Here is a 16,224-nt window from a genome sequence, read left to right as displayed (position 1 = left end):
GTGAGTCGAACCGTGAGCGCATGGGTGACCTCGGGCGAGGACTTCCTCGGTGTCACCGGCCCCTTCCCCGTCGACATCCCCTGGTGGGCAGAGGCCGAGCCGGTCGTGGCCCTGCTGGAGCGCACCCTCGACGTACCCGTCCTCGTCCTGCGGCTCCTGACGGTGCGCGGAGGTGAGGGCGGCCGGGACGGACACGTGACCTACCACGTCGAGGCACTGGAGCCGCCGGCACCCGGGAAGCTGGAGCAACGCGACGTGGATCGGCGGCTGTTGGCCGCCGACGACGCCCGTAGAGCACCCTGGGCGCGGGCCGACGGGCTGCGGGAACTGCTGGACTGGGCCTCGCGGACGCTGGCCGCGCTGGGGCGGCCGGTGACGGGGCCGGTCGAGCAGCGGCGGACCTGGAACCTGGCGGGCCTCTTCCGGCTGCCCACCGCCCGGGGACCGGTCTGGCTCAAGGCCACACCTCGCTTCGCCACGGACGAGGCCGCCGTCATCGCCGCGTTCGCCCGGGTGGACGCGCATCTCGTCCCGACGGTTCTCGCCGCCGGCGAGCGGCGGATGCTGCTGGAGCACATCCCCGGCGAAGACTGCTGGACGGCCGACGCCGTCACGGTCGAGGCCGGGGTACGCCGGTTCGTCGCCGCGCAGGCCGCGCTGGCCGGCCGACGGCCGCCGGGCCTCCGGGACCGGCGGGACCGGGTTCTCGGCGACAAGGTCCGCGAACTGCTCGACGGGACGGTCGAGTTGAACATCACTGATCAAGAGCGGCGGGTCGCAGGGAAGTTGACGAGCCGCTGGGATCAACTCCCGGCGTGCGGGCTCCCCGACACGCTCGTCCACGCCGACTTCCATCCGGGCAACTGGCGCAGCGACGGCCGGCCGCCCGTCGTCGTGGACTTCGCCGACGCCCACTGGGGCAACCCCGTGCTGGACTGTCTGCGCCTGTGCGACTTCCTCCCCGAGGCCGTACGCCCCACGGCCGCCCGGGTCTGGGCCGACGCCTGGAAGGCCCACGCCCCGGCGAGCGACCCCGCCCGCGCGCTCGCCCTCGCCGAACCGCTGGCCCACCTCGCGTACGCCGTGCGCTATCAGGAGTTCCTGGACGGCATCGAGGCGTCCGAACGGCCGTATCACGAAGGGGACCCGGCGACCGCGATCCGGCAGGCACTGCGGTGCGCCGCACAGCCGAGTCCCGACTCCGTGGAGGTGGCCGGCTAGATGGACCGTGCCGAGGTGCTGCTCATCGGCGGGCGGGCCGGGGTCGGCAAGTCGACGGTGGGCTGGGAGGTCTCCGACCGGCTGCGGGTCGCCGAGGTCGCCCACGCGATCGTCGAGGGCGACTTCATGGGCCAGGTGCACCCGGCGCCCCCGGACGATCCGCACCGCGCGGCCATCGCCGAGCGCAACCTCACCGCCGTATGGGCCAACTACGCGGCCCTCGGCCACCGGCGGCTCGTCTACACGAACACCGTGAGCGTGCTGGCCGAGACGGAGGGCACCTTCCGGCGGGCCATGGGCGCCGACGTACGGATCGTACGGGTGCTCCTCACCGCCACCGACGCGACGGCCGAACAGCGGCTCAGAGGGCGGGAGATCGGCTCCGAGCTGCAACGGGAACTGGCCGGCAGCGCGCGCAAGGCACGCCTGCTGGACGAGCGGGCGCCGGCGGACACCGTCCGGATCACGACCGACGGACGCACGGTCATGGACATCGCGGCGGAGGTGCTCGCCGCCACGGGATGGGTGACGGGCCGTGAAGAACGGGATGGATGACGGGCCCGTGAAGAAGCTGCGACGGGGGCGGACTGTACTCGCGTTCGAAGGGCACTCGCGTGGTTGCGGGAATCCCGAGGACAAGGGGCGGAGTTCAGATGGAGATCGGCGGCATCATCAGTGCCATCGTCATCGGCATTGTCATAGGCGTACTCGGTCGGCTCGTCGTACCGGGCCGGCAGCGCATCGGCATCCTGCTGACGATCCTCGTCGGCATCGTCGCCGCGCTGATCGGCACCGCGATCGCCGCGGGGATCGGCGTGGCCGACACCGACGGCGTCGACTGGGTCCAGTGGCTCATCCAGATCGCACTGGCGGCACTGGGCATCGCGGCCCTGGACCGCACGAAGGTACGGCGCTGAGAGTTCACCGGTCGGCGGTCGTGCGCGCTCGGCATGACGACGGCCGTCGGGCGCGCCCCGGAATCCCGTTGCGGGTCGGCGCGCCCGGCGGCTAACGTCGCCGGGCCTTGTCCCGTGCCCGCCGACCAGCCCCGGAGCCCCCTTGCCGCCGTGCGTCACCCAGCTCACCGACCTCGCCGTCACCCCGTCGAGCCGCCGTCTGGTCTGGCTGGCGTCCGGGGCCGACGGGGTCCCTCTCGGTTCCGCCTTTCTGCGGCTGTTCACCAAGGAGGGGCAGACGCATCTGGCGGAACTGGAAGTCGCCGTGCACCCGGCCGAACGGCGGCAGGGTGTGGGTACGGCGCTGCTCGACGCGGCGGTCGGCGCGGCACGTGAGGAGCGGCGCCGCGCGGTCGTCGCCCAGGCCGAACAGGGCTCCCCCGGCGACGCGTTCCTCCCGGCACGCGGGTTCCGCCGGGTGCTGACCCTGACGTACGCCCGGCTCGAACTCGCCGCCGCCGACCCCGGTCACTTCACCCGTATCCTCGAACAGCCGCGTCCGGGCTACCACTTGACCGACTGGACGGGCGTCGTGCCGACCGGACTCGCGCGGAACTACGCCGCCTCGCGCCGCGCGATGGACGACATGCCGATGGGCGACACCGACTACGGGCGAGTGGTCTGGGACGTCGAACGGGTCGTTGCCGCCGCCGAGGCGATCGCGAAACGCGGCGACTCGCTGTACACCGTGGCCGCGGTACACACCGCGAGCGGCACGATCGTCGGCTTCTCGGAGCTGGTCCTGCCGGGCGGAAGCAAGGACGAAAAGGGCGACGCGCAGCACTACGGTACGGCCGTGCTGCCCGAGCACCGGGGGCACGCGCTGGGACTCTGGATGAAGGCGAAGGCGATCCTCCACGCCCATCGCCAGGCCCCGGACCTGGCCCTGCTCACCGACACGGCGGAGGACAACACCCCCATGCGCCAGGTCAACGACGCGCTCGGCTACCGGCCCACACACACGGCGATCGAGTACCAGTTCGACCTGTGACGCACCCGACGCACCCGACGCACCCGACGCACCCGACGCACCCGACGCACCCGACGCACCCGACGCACCCGACGCACCCGACGCACCCGACAGGTCTACGTCTACGGGGAGACCACGTACTCGTACGGCGTGGTCGTCGTGAGCGGCTCGAAGCCCAGGCGGGCCAGGATCGGGCGGCTGGCGGCCAGGGCGTCGACCTGGACGTAGCGGTAGCCGCGGTCGGCGGCGACGCGGGCGCGGTGGGCGACGAGGGCCCGGTAGACACCTCGGCCGCGCCAGCCCTCGACGGTGCCGCCGCCCCACAGGCCGGCGAAGCGCGTGCCGGGAAGCAGTTCCATCCGGGCGGCGCTCACCGGTTCGTCACCGGCGAGGGCCACGACGGCGACGACCGACTCGGTGTCCCCGGTGAGCTGGGCCAGCAGTTGGTGGCGCATACGGGTGCTGTCCGTGCCGAAGGCCTTCTCATGGACGTCGGCCACCAGGTCCACGCCCTCACGGTCGGTGACCGGAAGGAGCCGTACGCCCTCGGGCGGCTCGACGTCGAGGGTCAGGTCGGCGACCTCGGCGATCATCAGCGTCTCCTCCGGGGCGGCCGTGAACCCGGCGTCGCGCAGGCGTTGTCCCAGGTCGACCGGGAGGTCGTGGCCGTACAGCTTCCACTCGAAGTCACGCCCGAGGCCGGAGAAGTACCGGATCTGCTCGGTGATCGCCGCGTCGGCGCCCGCCTCGTCCAGGTCGGACCAGACGACACCGCTCCAGCCGTTCTCGAAACCGATCTGGCGCACCACCCCGCCCACGCGCTCGATCCGGGCTCCGGGCCCGTCGGGGCGGGCGCCCTCCCGCATGTCCCGGTCGAACAGTGCCAGCACAGCAGCGTGATCCATACAGCTCACTCCATCATCAGTCGTTCGCCCTGGCAACGGAATTCGCCCGCCAATCACGCGCCGGAGCGATACGGCCCCACGTACACGCCCGTCCACGGAGCCGCCCGGCGGGGCCGTACGGGTGTCGCTCGTGGAAAGGCGTGCGACACCGGACACACGACGTAGGGTGCTCGTCGCGGAACGCGGCCGGGCAGTGCTGGAGGAGGGTGCGGACGACGATGGTGAACGACTCCGAACTGGTGCACCTACGACGCTGTGTGGAGCTGGCGACCGAGGCGCTGGAGACGGGAGACGAACCGTTCGGTTCGGTCCTGGTCGGCGGTGACGGCACAGTGCTGGCCGAGGACCACAACCGGGTGGCCGGCGGCGACCGCACCCGTCATCCGGAGTTCGAGCTGGCCCGCTGGTCGGCGGCCCGGCTCACCCCCGAGGAGCGCGCGGCGGCGACCGTCTACACCTCGGGCGAGCACTGTCCGATGTGCGCGGCCGCCCACGCCTGGGTGGGTCTGGGCCGTATCGTGTACGTCGCCTCGTCCGAGCAACTCGCCGCCTGGCTGGACGAGTTGGGGGTGCCCGCGCCGCCGGTGCGGACGCTGCCCGTGCGGGAGATCGCACCGGGGGTGACGGTCGAGGGGCCGGTGCCGGAGCTGGCCGGGGAGGTACGGGCCCTGCACCGGCGGTTCCACGCCAAAACGGTCGGTGATGTCGCCGACGACGACTGAGAACGACGCGACGGGGCAGGCGGTCCGGGTTCCGTCGTCGTTGTCCGGAGAACCTCACCGATGCCCGAAGACGTGGTGCAGCACACCCGCCCCGCCCCCGCGGCCCCGCCCGAGCGGGAGAAGCCACGACCGGGGCGGACCTCGCGTGACCCGTACTTCGACAACGCGAAGTACCTCACCATCGTCCTGGTGGCCTGCGGGCACGCCTGGGAGCCGCTGACGTACGGCAGCCGGGCGGCGACGGCCGCGTATCTGACCGTGTACGCGTTCCACATGCCGGCCTTCGCCCTGATCTCCGGGTACTTCTCGCGGAGCTTCGACATGGCGCCCGGCCGGCTGAAGCGGCTGATGACGGGGGTGGTCCTGCCGTATGTCGTGTTCGAGACGGCGTACACCCTGTTCTACCGGTGGGCGCAGGACGATCCGGGCTATCCGCTGAGCCTGCTGGATCCCTGGTACGTAATGTGGTTCCTGGTCGCGCTGTTCATCTGGCGGCTGACCACGCCGCTGTGGCTGATGCTGCGTCACCCCCTGCCGGTCGCGCTGGGTCTGGCGATGCTGGCGGCGGTCTCCCCCGGTCTCGGCGGCGATGTCTCCATCCAGCGGGTGCTGGGCTTCCTGCCGTTCTTCGTGCTGGGGCTGACCCTGCGCCCCGACCACTTCGAGCGGCTGCGCACCCGCCGGGTACGGCTGTGTCTGCTCCCGGTCGGGCTGGGGGCGCTCGCGGTGGCGTACTGGGTGGCGCCGTGGTTCGACGCGGGCTGGTTCTACCACCGGGGCAGCGTCACCGGCCAGGGTGTGTCCCGCTGGTGGGGCCTGCTGACCACGCCCGCGCTGTTCTGTCTCGCGGTGCTCCTGACGGCCTGCTTCCTGGCCTGGGTGCCGCGCCGGCAGCTGTGGTTCACGGCGCTGGGCGCGGGCACGATGTACGGCTATCTGCTGCACGGCTTCGTGATCAAGTGGGCGCGGTTCCGGGACTGGTACGCCGTGGAGTGGCTGCACACCCCGCTCGGGCAGCTCGCGGTCACGGCCCTCGCGGTCGGCGGCATCACCCTGCTGTGCACCGCGCCGGTCCGGACCGCGCTCCGCTGTGTCGTCGAGCCGCGCATGGAGTGGGCGTTCAGAAAGAGCGACGCCGCCCCGGCGGCCGGGTCGAAAGGCTCCCCTCCCCCGGCCGGGACGGGGGACGCCGCCCCGCCGTCTAGCCGAGCTCCAGGGTCGTGACGCCGAAGACGCGCTCCGCCGCGTACGGCCGGATCGGGCCGGTGTACATCCGGGCCGTCTCGAAGGAGGGCGTCAGCCCGTACTCCTCGACCAGCGCCACGGCGGCGGCGTTCGGCTCGGGCACGTCGACGGCCAGCGTCCGGCCCGCCGCCTCGGCGGCCAGCCCGGCGAGGAGCGCGCGGGCGTCGGCGGCGGTGTCGGCGAACAGCGGACCGATCCGCAGGGCGTCCCGGCCGGGGCGGATGACGCCGTAGCCGGTGAGCCGCCCGTCGACGATCCGCGCGAGGGCCCGGTGCCCGTCGGCGGTCAGCCAGTGCTCCAGGAAGCGGGGCCGGTCGGCCGGGTGGCAGGCGTTGTCGTACGCGGCGAGGGAGGCGGCGTCCTCGACGGGCCGGACACCGTCGGGGACGGCGGCCACGGGCATGACGCCCGAGTACCGGAAGGTGCGGTGGGCCGGCCGGAAGCCGGACTGCCGGTAGTTGTCCTGCTGCGCGACCACACCGTCGAGGCCGACCGTACGGTTCCCGGCGTGGGCGAGCGCCGTCTTCCAGGTGGTGAGGCCGTGGCCCTGACCGCGCAGCTCCGGGCGGACGAGGTAGAAACCGAGGAAGGCGTAGGCGTCGCCGTAGGTGACGACGGAGACGGACGAGACCGGTTCCCCGTCGAGCCGGCCGATGAAGAAGCCCTCGGGGTCCTGGGCGAAGAAGCACGCCGGGTCCGAGAGCCCCGGGTTCCAGCCCTCGTCGCCGGCCCATCGGGCGACCACCGCCCAGTCGTCGGGCGTGGCCCGGGTGACGACGAGGTCCTGAGGCCCCGGAGAGGTCATCTCTGCGCTCCTTCGCTGAGGTCGCGGATGCGCGGCCGTCACACGACCGCGAGTGCGGTGGTACGGGTGCGACGGTCGGGCCGCACCCCGCAGCATCCTCGCCGAAGGGCCCTCGCACCCGTGACACCGGAAACGGCCGACCTCGCCGGGCGACGGGCCTGTCCGACGCCCCGGTTCACACGTACGAGCGACCCGGCCGGGCTGTCGTACGGCGTCGACGCGGCCCGTCGTACGGCGTCGGCACGGCCCGTCGAACGGCGTCGGCACGGCCCCTCGTGCGGTGTCGGCAGCGGCGCCGTACGGCGTCGGCGCGGCGCAGATTACGGCACGTCCGGCCGGTCCGCCCGCCGGCGGGCGTGGCCGCGAGGGGCCGCCTATGGTGATCCGGGGGTTGTCCCCGGCCGCCCTGGCCGGGCGTCCCTGGAGGCACGCATGCGGTCCACGCACATACGGCGCCCGTTCGCCGGAGCCGCGGTCGCGGTGCTGGCCCTGCTGGGGGCCGGGCTCCCGGCCACGCCGGCGGGCGCCGACGACAAGCAGGACGACAAGCAGCCCGACCTGACCCGCTTCTACGACCAGAAGATCAAGTGGTCGAAGTGCGAGGGCATGGAGATGCCCGAGGATCTGCGGTGCGGCAAGGTCACCGTGCCGCTCGACTACGCCCGGCCCCGGGCCGGCACCCTCGACCTGGCGGTGGCCCGCTACCGGGGCACCGGCGACCCGCGTGGCTCGCTGCTGCTGAACTTCGGCGGTCCCGGCGGCCCGGGTGTCCCCGAACTCGCCTACGGCGGCGAGGACTTCATGGATCTCACCGACGGCTACGACCTGGTCTCCTTCGACCCGCGCGGCGTGGGCCGCTCCTCCCCCGTCAGCTGCGGCGACGGCACCGACGAGGCCCTGGAGGCGACCGACGACGGGGACGACGCCCACAGTCCGCAGGCCGCGCTGGAGCGGCTGCGGCGGGCCGCCGCAGCGTGCGGGAAGAACTCCGGCCCGGTGCTGCCGCACATCGGCACCCTCAACGCCTCCCGGGACCTGGACGTGATGCGCGCCGCCCTCGGCGACAAGAAGCTCAACTACCTCGGCTTCTCCTACGGGACCCGGCTGGGCGCGGTGTACGCGGCGCAGTTCCCCGACAAGGTGGGCCGGATGGTCCTCGACGGGGTGGACACCCTCACCGAACCGTTGACCGAACAGAATCTGGTGGGTGCCGCGGGCCAGCAGGCCGCGCTGGAGGACTACCTCGACGCGTGCACCGAGCAGCTGACATGCCCGTTCGGTCAGGACTCCCGCTCGGCTCGGGAGCAGGTCGTCGCCCTGGTCGACTCGCTGGACGAGCATCCCGTGCCGTCGGACTTCGGGCCGGACTTCACGGGCCAGGACCTGGTGGGCGCCATCGGTCACGCCCTGTACAGCGAACAGATGTGGCCGCTGCTCACCCAGGCGCTCAACATGCTCGTCCACGACGGCGACACCCGCGGCGTCATGGCGCTCACGGGCGGCGGCTTCGCCCCGCCGACCGTCCCGTACCGCTCCCCTCTCGCCGTCCCGTACGTTTCCCCTCTCGCCGTCCCGTACCGCTCCCCGTTCTCCGTCCCGTACCGCTCCCCGTTCTCCGTCCCGTCCCGCTCCCCCCTGTCCTTCCCGTACGCCCCCTCGGCGCCGGCCCGTCCGCACGAGCCCGCCGAGCCCAGCGCGTCCGGTACGCCGACCCCGCACACCGGGCTCGTCGACGTCGAGGAGATCCCGCTGGACAACCTTCCGGCCGCGCTCATGGCGATCAACTGCGCCGACGACCCCGACCGGCCCACCGCCAAGAAGATCACCGACAACCTGGCGGACCTGCGCGCCGCCTACGAGGACGCCTCCCCGGTCTTCGGCCCGTACCGGCTCACCCAGGTGCTGATGTGCTACGGCCGCCCCGCGGGCACCGACTTCATCCGCGAGAAGGTCCGGGACGTCGACACCCCGGAGATGCTGCTGGTGGGCACCCGGGGCGACCCGGCCACCCCGTACCGCTGGACCGTGGAGACGGCGAAGCGGCTCGGCTCCTCGGCGGTCGTCCTCGACAACAAGGGCACGGGACACACCGGGTACGGGTCGTCGAAGTGCGTGCACGAGAAGGTGGACGACTTCCTGCTGTTCGGGACGCTGCCCGACGACGGAAGTTCCTGCGGGGACGACGATTGAGCACCGGGCGTGTAACACGCTCCGGTCCGGTACAACCACGTGCGCATCCCGCTCGTCTCACTGGGCAGACGTCACCTTTGTGCGTGCCGTACCCGTACGTGACCGAAACTGGGGGATTCCACCGATGCGTAGCCGTACCTTCCTCACCGTCTCGACCGCGGCGGCCGCCGGCGCCGCGCTGCTCCTGACCGCCGCCCCGCAGGGTCTGGCCGCCCAGCCCGCCGCGAAGACCCCGGTCTGCAAGGCGAAGGTCCTCAAGCTGGGGGCCAAGCAGGCGAAGGACACGCGGATCGTGCACATCAGCGTCAAGAACACCGGCGCCCGCGCCTGCACGATCGACCGCCTTCCCGTCGTCACCTTCGGCGACCTCGACGGGGCCGCCCTGCCGGTGCCCTCCGGCGAGAGCGGACCGTACAAGGTCGGCGCGGGGAAGACCGTGTACGCGGCGGTCCGCACGATCGCCGATCTCAAGGACCCCGAGGCGCGTCGCGTCGGCACGATCACCGTGTCGGCCAACCCCAACCTCAACGGCCGTACGTTCACCGTGAAGCAGCTGGGCGCGACCAAGAAGGTCAAGGTCTGGGAGCCGGTCACGACCTGGTGGAAGCCGTCCAAGGCCGCCGCCGACAAGGCGCTGAAGAAGGAAGTAGGCTGACCCGCGCGGCAGCCGCACGGCACAGCGCGAGCCCGTCGGCGGGCACCCTCACCGGTGCGCGCGGGCGGGCTCGTCCGCTGCCCTCCTCCGGTCGCCGGAGCCGCCCGTACCGGGGGCCGGATTACCCCAAATGCCCGACACGCCAATCAGCCCTATCGTGAAGTCATGGAGCATGCCCTCAGTCCCGCGACCCTCACCGAACTGCGCCGTCCGCGGCCCTATCCGGCCGTGTCGGTCCTGACGCCGACCCACCGCCGGGAACCCGAGAACGCCCAGGATCCGGTCCGGCTGCGCAATGTGGTGGCCGAGGCGAAGAAGCGGCTGGAGCACGATCCCGCCGTCACCCGGGAGCGGCGCCACGACGTCGTCGCCCAGCTGGACCAGGCGCTGGCCGAGGTGGACCTGACGCACGCCGAGGACGGTCTGGTGATCTTCGCGGCGCCCGGTGAGCACCAGGTCTGGTCGCTCGCCCGTCCGGTGCCGGAGCGTGTGGTGCTCTCGGACACCTTCCTCACCCGGAACCTGGTGGCCGCGCAGGCCGCCGAGCGGCCGTTCTGGGTGCTCTCCGTCTCCTCCGACCGGGTCACCCTGTGGAACGGCGGCGGCGACCGCGTCACGGAGGCGCACACCGGCGGTTTCCCGCTGACCCGGGACCGCGACAACTTCGACGCCGAGCGGCAGGAGCGGATCGGCGACCTGCCGTCCGCCTTCCGCGACGAGGACACCCGGCACTTCCTGCGCGACGCCGACACCGCGCTGGCCCGGGTGCTGCGCGCACAGCACCGGCCCCTGTACGTCACCGGGGAGACGGCGGCGCTGTCGCTGCTCGACGAGATCGGCACGGTCACCAAGGACGCCACGCACATCCCGCACGGCGGTCTCGCGCACGGCACCCCGGACGCGGTGTGGCAGGCGGTCCGGCCCCTGGTCGCCGCCGAGGACCGCAGGAACGTCGACACCGTGGCCCGACGGCTCGAAACGGCCCGCGGCCAGAAGGCGTTCGCGGCCAGCGTCGACGAGGTCTGGCAGAACGCGCGGCAGGGCCGCATCCAGTTGCTGGCCGTCGAGGAGAACTACCGGACGACCGTGCGCTCCGACGGCGAGGGCGCCGGCACCGGACATCTCGTCCCGGCCGAGAGCGGTGACCTGGACGTCCGCGAGGACATCGTGGACGAGATCGTCGAGCGGTGCCTGGACACCGGCGCCGAGGTCCGCTTCGTCCCCGACGGCATGCTCGGCGAGGCCCGGGGCATCGCGGGCGTCCTGCGGTACTGATCAGACATTCCCGAGGAGGGACGTCAGGCCCCGGTCGAGGGCGGGGCCCACCTCCTCTCTTCCGGCGGCGACGACGGCGTAGCTGCGCAGCAGGAAGCGCTGGAGGGCCGGCTTCTCGAACCGGAGCAGGGCCATGCCGTACGGGGAGTGCAGCTCCACCACCGTGCGGAAGCGCCCGCAGGGCCAGATGTGCACGTCGCCGGCGCCGGCCGGGGCCCGCACGCCGTCCTCCAGCAGTCCGCGGGAGAAGGTCCAGGTGACCATGTCACCGTTGAGCGAGATGTCGGCCGGGAAGTCGAGGTGCACGGCCAGCGGATCGTCGGAGGAATAGCGCAGGCTCGCGGGCACGGGGACCTCCCGGTCCTCGGCGGTGACGAGGAGCGCGCGGGCGGGCTGTTCCAGCGTGACGGTCATGAACGGTCTCCGTTTCGGTGAAGCTCTTCCGAGGGCTTTCGCACGACGCGGCGCCTTGGATTCACCCCTGTGACCCATGTCACCCAGTGGGATTTACATATGCCGCTCTATGTAATCGAGAGGGCTCGCACATATGCCCCTCGAACAAGGGAATGAAAGACGTGTGAATGCGGTCGGTGGTCCGTCAAGTCACGTACGATCCCTACGACTTGGACCCTCGGGGCGCGTATCGACTTGCAGTGGAGAACCCCGACTGCAAGGACGGTGGCATATGCCGGATGCACCACCGTATCGTGTCTTGCCAAATCCCTTACAGCGCGTCGCGGGCTGTGCAACAGTCGTAATCGGCCCTTACGTCAGCGTTGGTCGTACCGTCCCCCATCGGAGTACGTGATGCCGTCCCATCTCTCTGCGGATCGTCCCGCCGCCCAGCCGCCCCGACGCGGCACGGTCGACGCGCTCATCTCGCAGACGCGACGGCTGCGGGGCGACGTCGACGCCGTCCGACGGGACGCGCCCGCCGACGAGGCGGACCCCGAGGTCCGCTGGCAGCGCGCGCTCTACGACCTGGCCCTGCATCAACTGAGCGATCTCGACGAGCACTTGGCCCAGCTGCGGGACGGCCCGGCCCAGCCGCCGGCCCCCGCCGCCGCGGCCGGCCTCCCGGTCGCCCCGCCTCCGGCACCCCGGCGCGCCTCCCTGCTCAGCCGGGTGGGCAGCGCCGAGTGGAACCTGCTGACGGACGAGGCCAGCTGGTCCGGGGAGCTGTACCAGATCCTCGGCCGCGACCCCGCCGCCCCGCCGCTCACCCTCGACGAACTGCCGTCGCTGGTGCTCGACGAGGACCGGCCGAAGCTGACGGCGATGGTCACGGACTGTCTGATCGACGCCCAGCGCATCGACGGCGAGTTCCGGATCGTGCTCCCCGACGGCGGGGTGCGCACCGTGCACATGATGGGCGAGCCCGTGCTCGACGACGACGGCGGTACGGCCTCGATGTGGGCCGTCCTCCGGGACGTCAGCGAACTGCGGCGCAGCCAGCGGGCGGAGAGCGAGACCCGTGACTCGCTGCACCGCCAGCGGCATGCGGCGCAGACCGAGCACCGGCTCGCGGTCGAGCTGCAGGAAGCCGTGCTGCCGCCGTGGCGCGGCTCCCTGCGGCTCCCGCGCCAGGGCCCCGAGCGGCTCGATCTGGCGGCCCACTACCTACCCTGCTCGACGAGCTCGCTGATCGGCGGCGACTGGTACGACGCCCTTGAACTACCGGGCGGCGAGAGCCTGTTGAGTGTCGGCGACCTGACCGGGCACGGCGTCACCGTCACCTCGGGCATGGCGATGCTGATCGGCGCGCTGCGCGGTATGGCGACGGCGGGCACCGAGCCGGGCCGGCTGATGGCCTGCCTCAACCAGTTACTGGACGCCACCGTGCAACCGGCCCTCGGCAGCGCCGTCTGCTGCCGCTACCGGCCGGCGACCCGCACCCTCGTATGGGCGCAGGCCGGGCACCCCGCCCCGCTGCTGTTCCGCGACGGGACGGGGCGCGTACTGACACCACCGGACGGCGTCCTGCTCGGCGCGACCTCGGGTGCCGTCTACGGGCAGGCCGAAGTGACGCTCGAACAGGGCGATCTGCTGCTCCTGCACACCGACGGACTGGTCCCCCGGCAGGGCGGAGAGACAGCCGCCCAGCGGCTGTTGGACCTGGCCCCACGGTTCGGCGAGGCGCGTACGGCCCAGGAATGTGTACGGACAGTGGTGGAAGAGTTCGGCGGGACCGAGCGGGCGGACGACGCCTGTGTGCTCGTCGCCCGGGTCAGCTCCTGAGGGTCCGCCGGGTTCGGTTCCCGGCGGCCCGGGGGCCGGGCCCCACGGTCACGCCGACGCGATGTCGCCCCGGTTCTTCGACTGGGGTTTGGGCAGGGCGAGTTTGAGCTCCTCCCGCAGTTCCTGGATCTTCGGATAGCTGGAGTACTGACCGGTGAGCCGGTACATCTCACGCAGCCGGTCCCAGGTGCGGTGGGAGGAGTTGGAGCCCATCGACATCAGGGCGAGGCGGGCGTACCGGTCCGCCTGTTCGGGGTCGTCGGCGATGAAGCAGGCCGAGGCCATGGACAGGAAGTCGAAGATCTTCGACCTCTGGCGGCCGTCGACCCGTAGTTCCAGGGCCTTGTCCGCGTAGTGCTGGGCCTGTTTGGCCGCGGCCGGGTCGTGCTCCGCGAGGGTGCGGTAGGCCAGGGCCTGCATGCCGTAGAGGTCCTCCTCCTTGAACATCTGCATCCAGCTGGGCGGCGGCACGTCCGCCCGGTCGGAGACGAACAGGTCCTCGGCCTGGCCCAGGGTGCGGCGCATCGCCTGGCCCTTGCCCATGGAGGCCTGTGCCCAGGCCTCGACGGTGTGGAGCATGGCCTTCGTGCGCGGCAGCACCTGCTCGCCGGAGCCGGACTGGGCGAGCTTCATCAGGTCGAGCGCCTCGTCGGGCTTGCCGAGGTGCACCAGTTGTCGGGCCGCCCGGGAGAGGGCCTCGCCGGCGCGGGGCCGGTCGCCGCCCTCCCTGGCGGCGTGGGCGGCGATGATGAAGTACTTCTGGGCGGTGGGTTCGAGGCCGATGTCGTGCGACATCCAGCCCGCGAGGACGGCGAGGTTGGCGGCGACGCCCCACAGGCGCCGCTGGAGATGCTCGGGGTGGCGGTAGGAGAGCATGCCTCCCACCTCGTTCAGCTGTCCCACGACAGCCTTGCGTTGCAGCCCGCCGCCGCGGGCCGCGTCCCAGGCCCGGAACACCTCGACCGAGCGCTCCAGTTCCTCGATCTCCTGCGACCCGATGGGGGCGGCCTCGTACCGGTCGAACCCGGCGGGGTCGGCGTGCAGGGGATGGTCGAGGTCGGGGGCGTCGGCCGCGAGGGCCGGATCGGTGTGGAGCCAGTCGTGCATGGCGCTGCTGAGTGCGGATCCCGCGGTGAGCGCGACGCCCGCACCCACCAAGCCGCGTCGGTTGAGCATGAGGTCCATTCCCGTGAATTCGGTGAGGACCGCAGCAGTCCGTTCGGGCGCCCACGGCATGCCGTCGGGATGTTCCACACTCCCGCCGCGCGGCCGCTTCCCCGTACGCCCGTGCCGGACCAGACCGAGGTCCTCGATGGTCACGACACGGCCGAGACGCTCGGTGAACAGAGCCGCCAGTACCCGCGGCACGGGATCGCGCGGGATCTCTCCCATGTCGATCCACCGCCGCACCCGTGAGGTGTCGGTCGCCAGCTGCGGGTGGCCCATGGCCGCCGCCTGCCGGTTGACCAGCCTCGCGAGCTCGCCCTTCGACCAGCCGGCCAGGCCGAACAGGTCTGCGAGTCGGGTGTTGGGTTGTCCGCTCACGTCAAGCCCCCAGGTTCTCGGCTGAGTTGAATGTAGCCCGCTGTCAGTTGCACGGGGACTATTCGCCAGGCTTCGCCAGGGTGCGCTACATGGTGTGCCACGCCCCATCCGGTGTCAGGTAGGAAAGCGCCACCCCGACCCGGTCGCCCCGACGGGCACTCCCCAGGGTGTCCCCGGACGGCCGGGGCGGGCAGCGCGTGACCTCGCCGGCACACGAAGGGATCTGTCTTCCCCCATGTACGCAGCATCGTCCTCCGTGTCCGCTCCTCCCCGGTCCCTGCACCCCCGCCAGCCGGGCAGCGGCGGCCCCTACCTCGACCCCACCCGTACGGCGGCCCCGATGCTCGCCGGCGGCCGGACGCGGCGCGCGCCGGGGCTCGGCACCCAACCGCTCAGCGGGAGACTCGACTTGTCCGGCCCCCAGGGCGCGCAGCTGCGCACGGCGATCGCCGCGGTGCATCGCATCTGTCCGGAGTTCACTCCGGTGCAGGTGCTGCGCCGCAGCGGCCGCTCGGTGCTGCTCGTCGGTACGACAGGGCGCAGCACGGCCGTCGCCAAGTGTTTACTGGACCATTCGTCCATCTGGGAGGAGCGGCTCCGGCACGAAATAGCCGCATACCGCTCGTTCGTCCGGCACCGCCCACCCGTGCGGGCGCCGAGGCTGATCGCGGCGGACCCGGACAACTGCACCCTGGTCATCGAGCGGATGCCGGGCCGGGTGGCCGCCCTGCAGCGGCATCCGGTGGAGGCGCCGCCGCGCGCCGACATCCGGGCGGCGCTCGGCGCGATCTGCCGGCTGAACGCGTGGCGGCCACCGGCGGGGACGTTCGACGCCCCGCTGGACTACGCGGAGCGGATCTCCCGGTTCCATGAGCTGGGTCTGCTCACCGACCGGGACATGGGCGATCTGCAGAAGCTCCTGCACGGCATCGCGCACGCCTCGGGCCGTCAGGGCATGGGCCAGTTCTGTCACGGCGACGCCCTCCTGTCGAACATCCTCCTGTCACCGGCCGGTCCAGTGCTGGTGGACTGGGAGCACGCGGGCTGGTACCTGCCGGGGTACGACCTGGCGACGCTGTGGGCGGTGCTCGGGGACGCACCGGTGGCACGGCGGCAGATCAGTCAGCTGGCGCAGTCGGCGGGCCCGGCCTCACGGGACGCGTTCCTGGTGAACCTGATGCTCGTGCTGACCCGGGAGATCCGTACCTACGAGACCGCCGTGCAGCGTTCGATGCACGACACGACCCCGGCGGCACCGGGCCCGGCCCACCCGGCTGCCGTGCCGTCCGGCGAGGAACAGCGGCTGCTGCTCAGGCGGCTGCACGACGACTGCCAGTTGGCCCGCAAGGCCGTACGGGCGGCGGTCGGCACTCGCTGAGGGGAAGAAGAGGTCCGCGGTGCGCCCTGCGCAAGGGGCGCCCCGCGGACTTCGTCGTGTCCGGGACAGGTCATCAATCACCGCGGAAGCGGCCTCCTGCGGGCATGATTGACGGATCG

The 16,224-nt window shown here is 72.2% G+C and carries 15 protein-coding genes; 11 read left to right on the top strand and 4 right to left on the bottom strand.

Annotated features, from left to right (window positions below; all coding sequences use genetic code 11):
* The 4 genes from ABT147_RS12670 (at position 1) to ABT147_RS12655 (ending at position 3,168) form a co-directional block, all read left to right on the top strand.
* Positions 1-1,221, top strand: coding sequence for an aminoglycoside phosphotransferase family protein (locus ABT147_RS12670; RefSeq protein ID WP_351404895.1), 1,221 nt, complete (start codon positions 1-3; stop codon positions 1,219-1,221).
* Complete coding sequence (locus tag ABT147_RS12665) at positions 1,222-1,776, top strand: hypothetical protein (RefSeq protein ID WP_351404892.1); 555 nt, start codon at positions 1,222-1,224, stop codon at positions 1,774-1,776.
* 98 nt (positions 1,777-1,874) lie between these two features.
* Positions 1,875-2,138: a GlsB/YeaQ/YmgE family stress response membrane protein gene (locus ABT147_RS12660; protein WP_351404890.1), complete on the top strand. Its 264-nt coding sequence runs from the start codon at positions 1,875-1,877 to the stop codon at positions 2,136-2,138.
* Positions 2,139-2,280: 142 nt separating this feature from the next.
* The gene (locus tag ABT147_RS12655) at positions 2,281-3,168 is read left to right on the top strand and encodes a GNAT family N-acetyltransferase (RefSeq protein ID WP_351404888.1); all 888 of its coding nucleotides are present in this window, start codon (positions 2,281-2,283) and stop codon (positions 3,166-3,168) included.
* A 101-nt stretch (positions 3,169-3,269) separates the two neighbouring features.
* On the opposite strand, the gene ABT147_RS12650 is transcribed toward ABT147_RS12655, so the two are convergent.
* Positions 3,270-4,052 carry a GNAT family N-acetyltransferase gene (locus tag ABT147_RS12650; protein ID WP_351404886.1) on the bottom strand — a complete coding sequence of 261 codons (783 nt, stop codon included), beginning with the start codon at positions 4,050-4,052 and terminating at the stop codon, positions 3,270-3,272.
* A gap of 218 nt (positions 4,053-4,270) precedes the next feature.
* Here ABT147_RS12650 and ABT147_RS12645 point away from each other — a divergent pair, with 218 nt between their 5' ends.
* Positions 4,271-4,774, top strand: coding sequence for a nucleoside deaminase (locus ABT147_RS12645; RefSeq protein ID WP_351404884.1), 504 nt, complete (start codon positions 4,271-4,273; stop codon positions 4,772-4,774).
* Between the two features lie 60 nt (positions 4,775-4,834).
* A complete protein-coding gene (locus tag ABT147_RS12640; protein ID WP_351404882.1) occupies positions 4,835-5,998 on the top strand; it encodes an acyltransferase family protein in 1,164 nt (387 codons plus the stop codon).
* Here the strand turns inward: ABT147_RS12640 and ABT147_RS12635 are convergent.
* The gene (locus ABT147_RS12635; protein ID WP_351404879.1) at positions 5,976-6,824 is read right to left on the bottom strand and encodes a GNAT family N-acetyltransferase; all 849 of its coding nucleotides are present in this window, start codon (positions 6,822-6,824) and stop codon (positions 5,976-5,978) included. The genes ABT147_RS12640 and ABT147_RS12635 overlap by 23 nt on opposite strands.
* A gap of 432 nt (positions 6,825-7,256) precedes the next feature.
* Here ABT147_RS12635 and ABT147_RS12630 point away from each other — a divergent pair, with 432 nt between their 5' ends.
* From ABT147_RS12630 to ABT147_RS12620, 3 genes are all read left to right on the top strand, one after another.
* The gene (locus ABT147_RS12630; protein ID WP_351404877.1) at positions 7,257-9,014 is read left to right on the top strand and encodes an alpha/beta hydrolase; all 1,758 of its coding nucleotides are present in this window, start codon (positions 7,257-7,259) and stop codon (positions 9,012-9,014) included.
* A gap of 124 nt (positions 9,015-9,138) precedes the next feature.
* On the top strand, positions 9,139-9,669 hold the full coding sequence (locus ABT147_RS12625) for a DUF4232 domain-containing protein (RefSeq protein WP_351404875.1): 531 nt from the start codon (positions 9,139-9,141) through the stop codon (positions 9,667-9,669).
* A 165-nt stretch (positions 9,670-9,834) separates the two neighbouring features.
* The gene (locus tag ABT147_RS12620; protein WP_351404873.1) at positions 9,835-10,944 is read left to right on the top strand and encodes a baeRF3 domain-containing protein; all 1,110 of its coding nucleotides are present in this window, start codon (positions 9,835-9,837) and stop codon (positions 10,942-10,944) included.
* Here ABT147_RS12620 and ABT147_RS12615 read toward each other — a convergent pair whose 3' ends face one another.
* Positions 10,945-11,358 carry an SsgA family sporulation/cell division regulator gene (locus ABT147_RS12615; protein ID WP_351404871.1) on the bottom strand — a complete coding sequence of 138 codons (414 nt, stop codon included), beginning with the start codon at positions 11,356-11,358 and terminating at the stop codon, positions 10,945-10,947.
* A 393-nt stretch (positions 11,359-11,751) separates the two neighbouring features.
* Between ABT147_RS12615 and ABT147_RS12610 the strand changes: the two genes are divergently transcribed.
* The gene (locus tag ABT147_RS12610) at positions 11,752-13,182 is read left to right on the top strand and encodes a PP2C family protein-serine/threonine phosphatase (RefSeq protein WP_351404868.1); all 1,431 of its coding nucleotides are present in this window, start codon (positions 11,752-11,754) and stop codon (positions 13,180-13,182) included.
* A 48-nt stretch (positions 13,183-13,230) separates the two neighbouring features.
* On the opposite strand, the gene ABT147_RS12605 is transcribed toward ABT147_RS12610, so the two are convergent.
* Positions 13,231-14,727, bottom strand: coding sequence for a DNA-binding protein NsdB (locus ABT147_RS12605; protein ID WP_351404866.1), 1,497 nt, complete (start codon positions 14,725-14,727; stop codon positions 13,231-13,233).
* A gap of 235 nt (positions 14,728-14,962) precedes the next feature.
* On the opposite strand from ABT147_RS12605, the gene ABT147_RS12600 reads away from it, so the two are divergent.
* Positions 14,963-16,105: an aminoglycoside phosphotransferase family protein gene (locus ABT147_RS12600; RefSeq protein WP_351404864.1), complete on the top strand. Its 1,143-nt coding sequence runs from the start codon at positions 14,963-14,965 to the stop codon at positions 16,103-16,105.
* Positions 16,106-16,224 lie beyond the last annotated feature (119 nt).

Origin of the sequence: Streptomyces sp. NPDC001868 (genome assembly GCF_040297125.1) — a bacterium.
In the GTDB taxonomy this organism is placed as follows: domain Bacteria; phylum Actinomycetota; class Actinomycetes; order Streptomycetales; family Streptomycetaceae; genus Streptomyces.
Note: the sequence above shows the minus strand (reverse complement) of the source record. Positions and strands in the feature narration are given on the sequence as shown.

Bases quoted from the DNA above. Each gene is read 5' to 3' on its own strand.
- ABT147_RS12665 (WP_351404892.1), top strand. From the start codon at position 1,222: ATGGACCGTGCCGAGGTGCTGCTCATCGGCGGGCGGGCCGGGGTCGGC.
- ABT147_RS12660 (WP_351404890.1), top strand. From the start codon at position 1,875: ATGGAGATCGGCGGCATCATCAGTGCCATCGTCATCGGCATTGTCATA.
- ABT147_RS12650 (WP_351404886.1), bottom strand. From the start codon at position 4,052: ATGGATCACGCTGCTGTGCTGGCACTGTTCGACCGGGACATGCGGGAG.
- ABT147_RS12645 (WP_351404884.1), top strand. From the start codon at position 4,271: ATGGTGAACGACTCCGAACTGGTGCACCTACGACGCTGTGTGGAGCTG.
- ABT147_RS12640 (WP_351404882.1), top strand. From the start codon at position 4,835: ATGCCCGAAGACGTGGTGCAGCACACCCGCCCCGCCCCCGCGGCCCCG.
- ABT147_RS12635 (WP_351404879.1), bottom strand. From the start codon at position 6,824: ATGACCTCTCCGGGGCCTCAGGACCTCGTCGTCACCCGGGCCACGCCC.
- ABT147_RS12630 (WP_351404877.1), top strand. From the start codon at position 7,257: ATGCGGTCCACGCACATACGGCGCCCGTTCGCCGGAGCCGCGGTCGCG.
- ABT147_RS12625 (WP_351404875.1), top strand. From the start codon at position 9,139: ATGCGTAGCCGTACCTTCCTCACCGTCTCGACCGCGGCGGCCGCCGGC.
- ABT147_RS12620 (WP_351404873.1), top strand. From the start codon at position 9,835: ATGGAGCATGCCCTCAGTCCCGCGACCCTCACCGAACTGCGCCGTCCG.
- ABT147_RS12615 (WP_351404871.1), bottom strand. From the start codon at position 11,358: ATGACCGTCACGCTGGAACAGCCCGCCCGCGCGCTCCTCGTCACCGCC.
- ABT147_RS12610 (WP_351404868.1), top strand. From the start codon at position 11,752: ATGCCGTCCCATCTCTCTGCGGATCGTCCCGCCGCCCAGCCGCCCCGA.
- ABT147_RS12600 (WP_351404864.1), top strand. From the start codon at position 14,963: ATGTACGCAGCATCGTCCTCCGTGTCCGCTCCTCCCCGGTCCCTGCAC.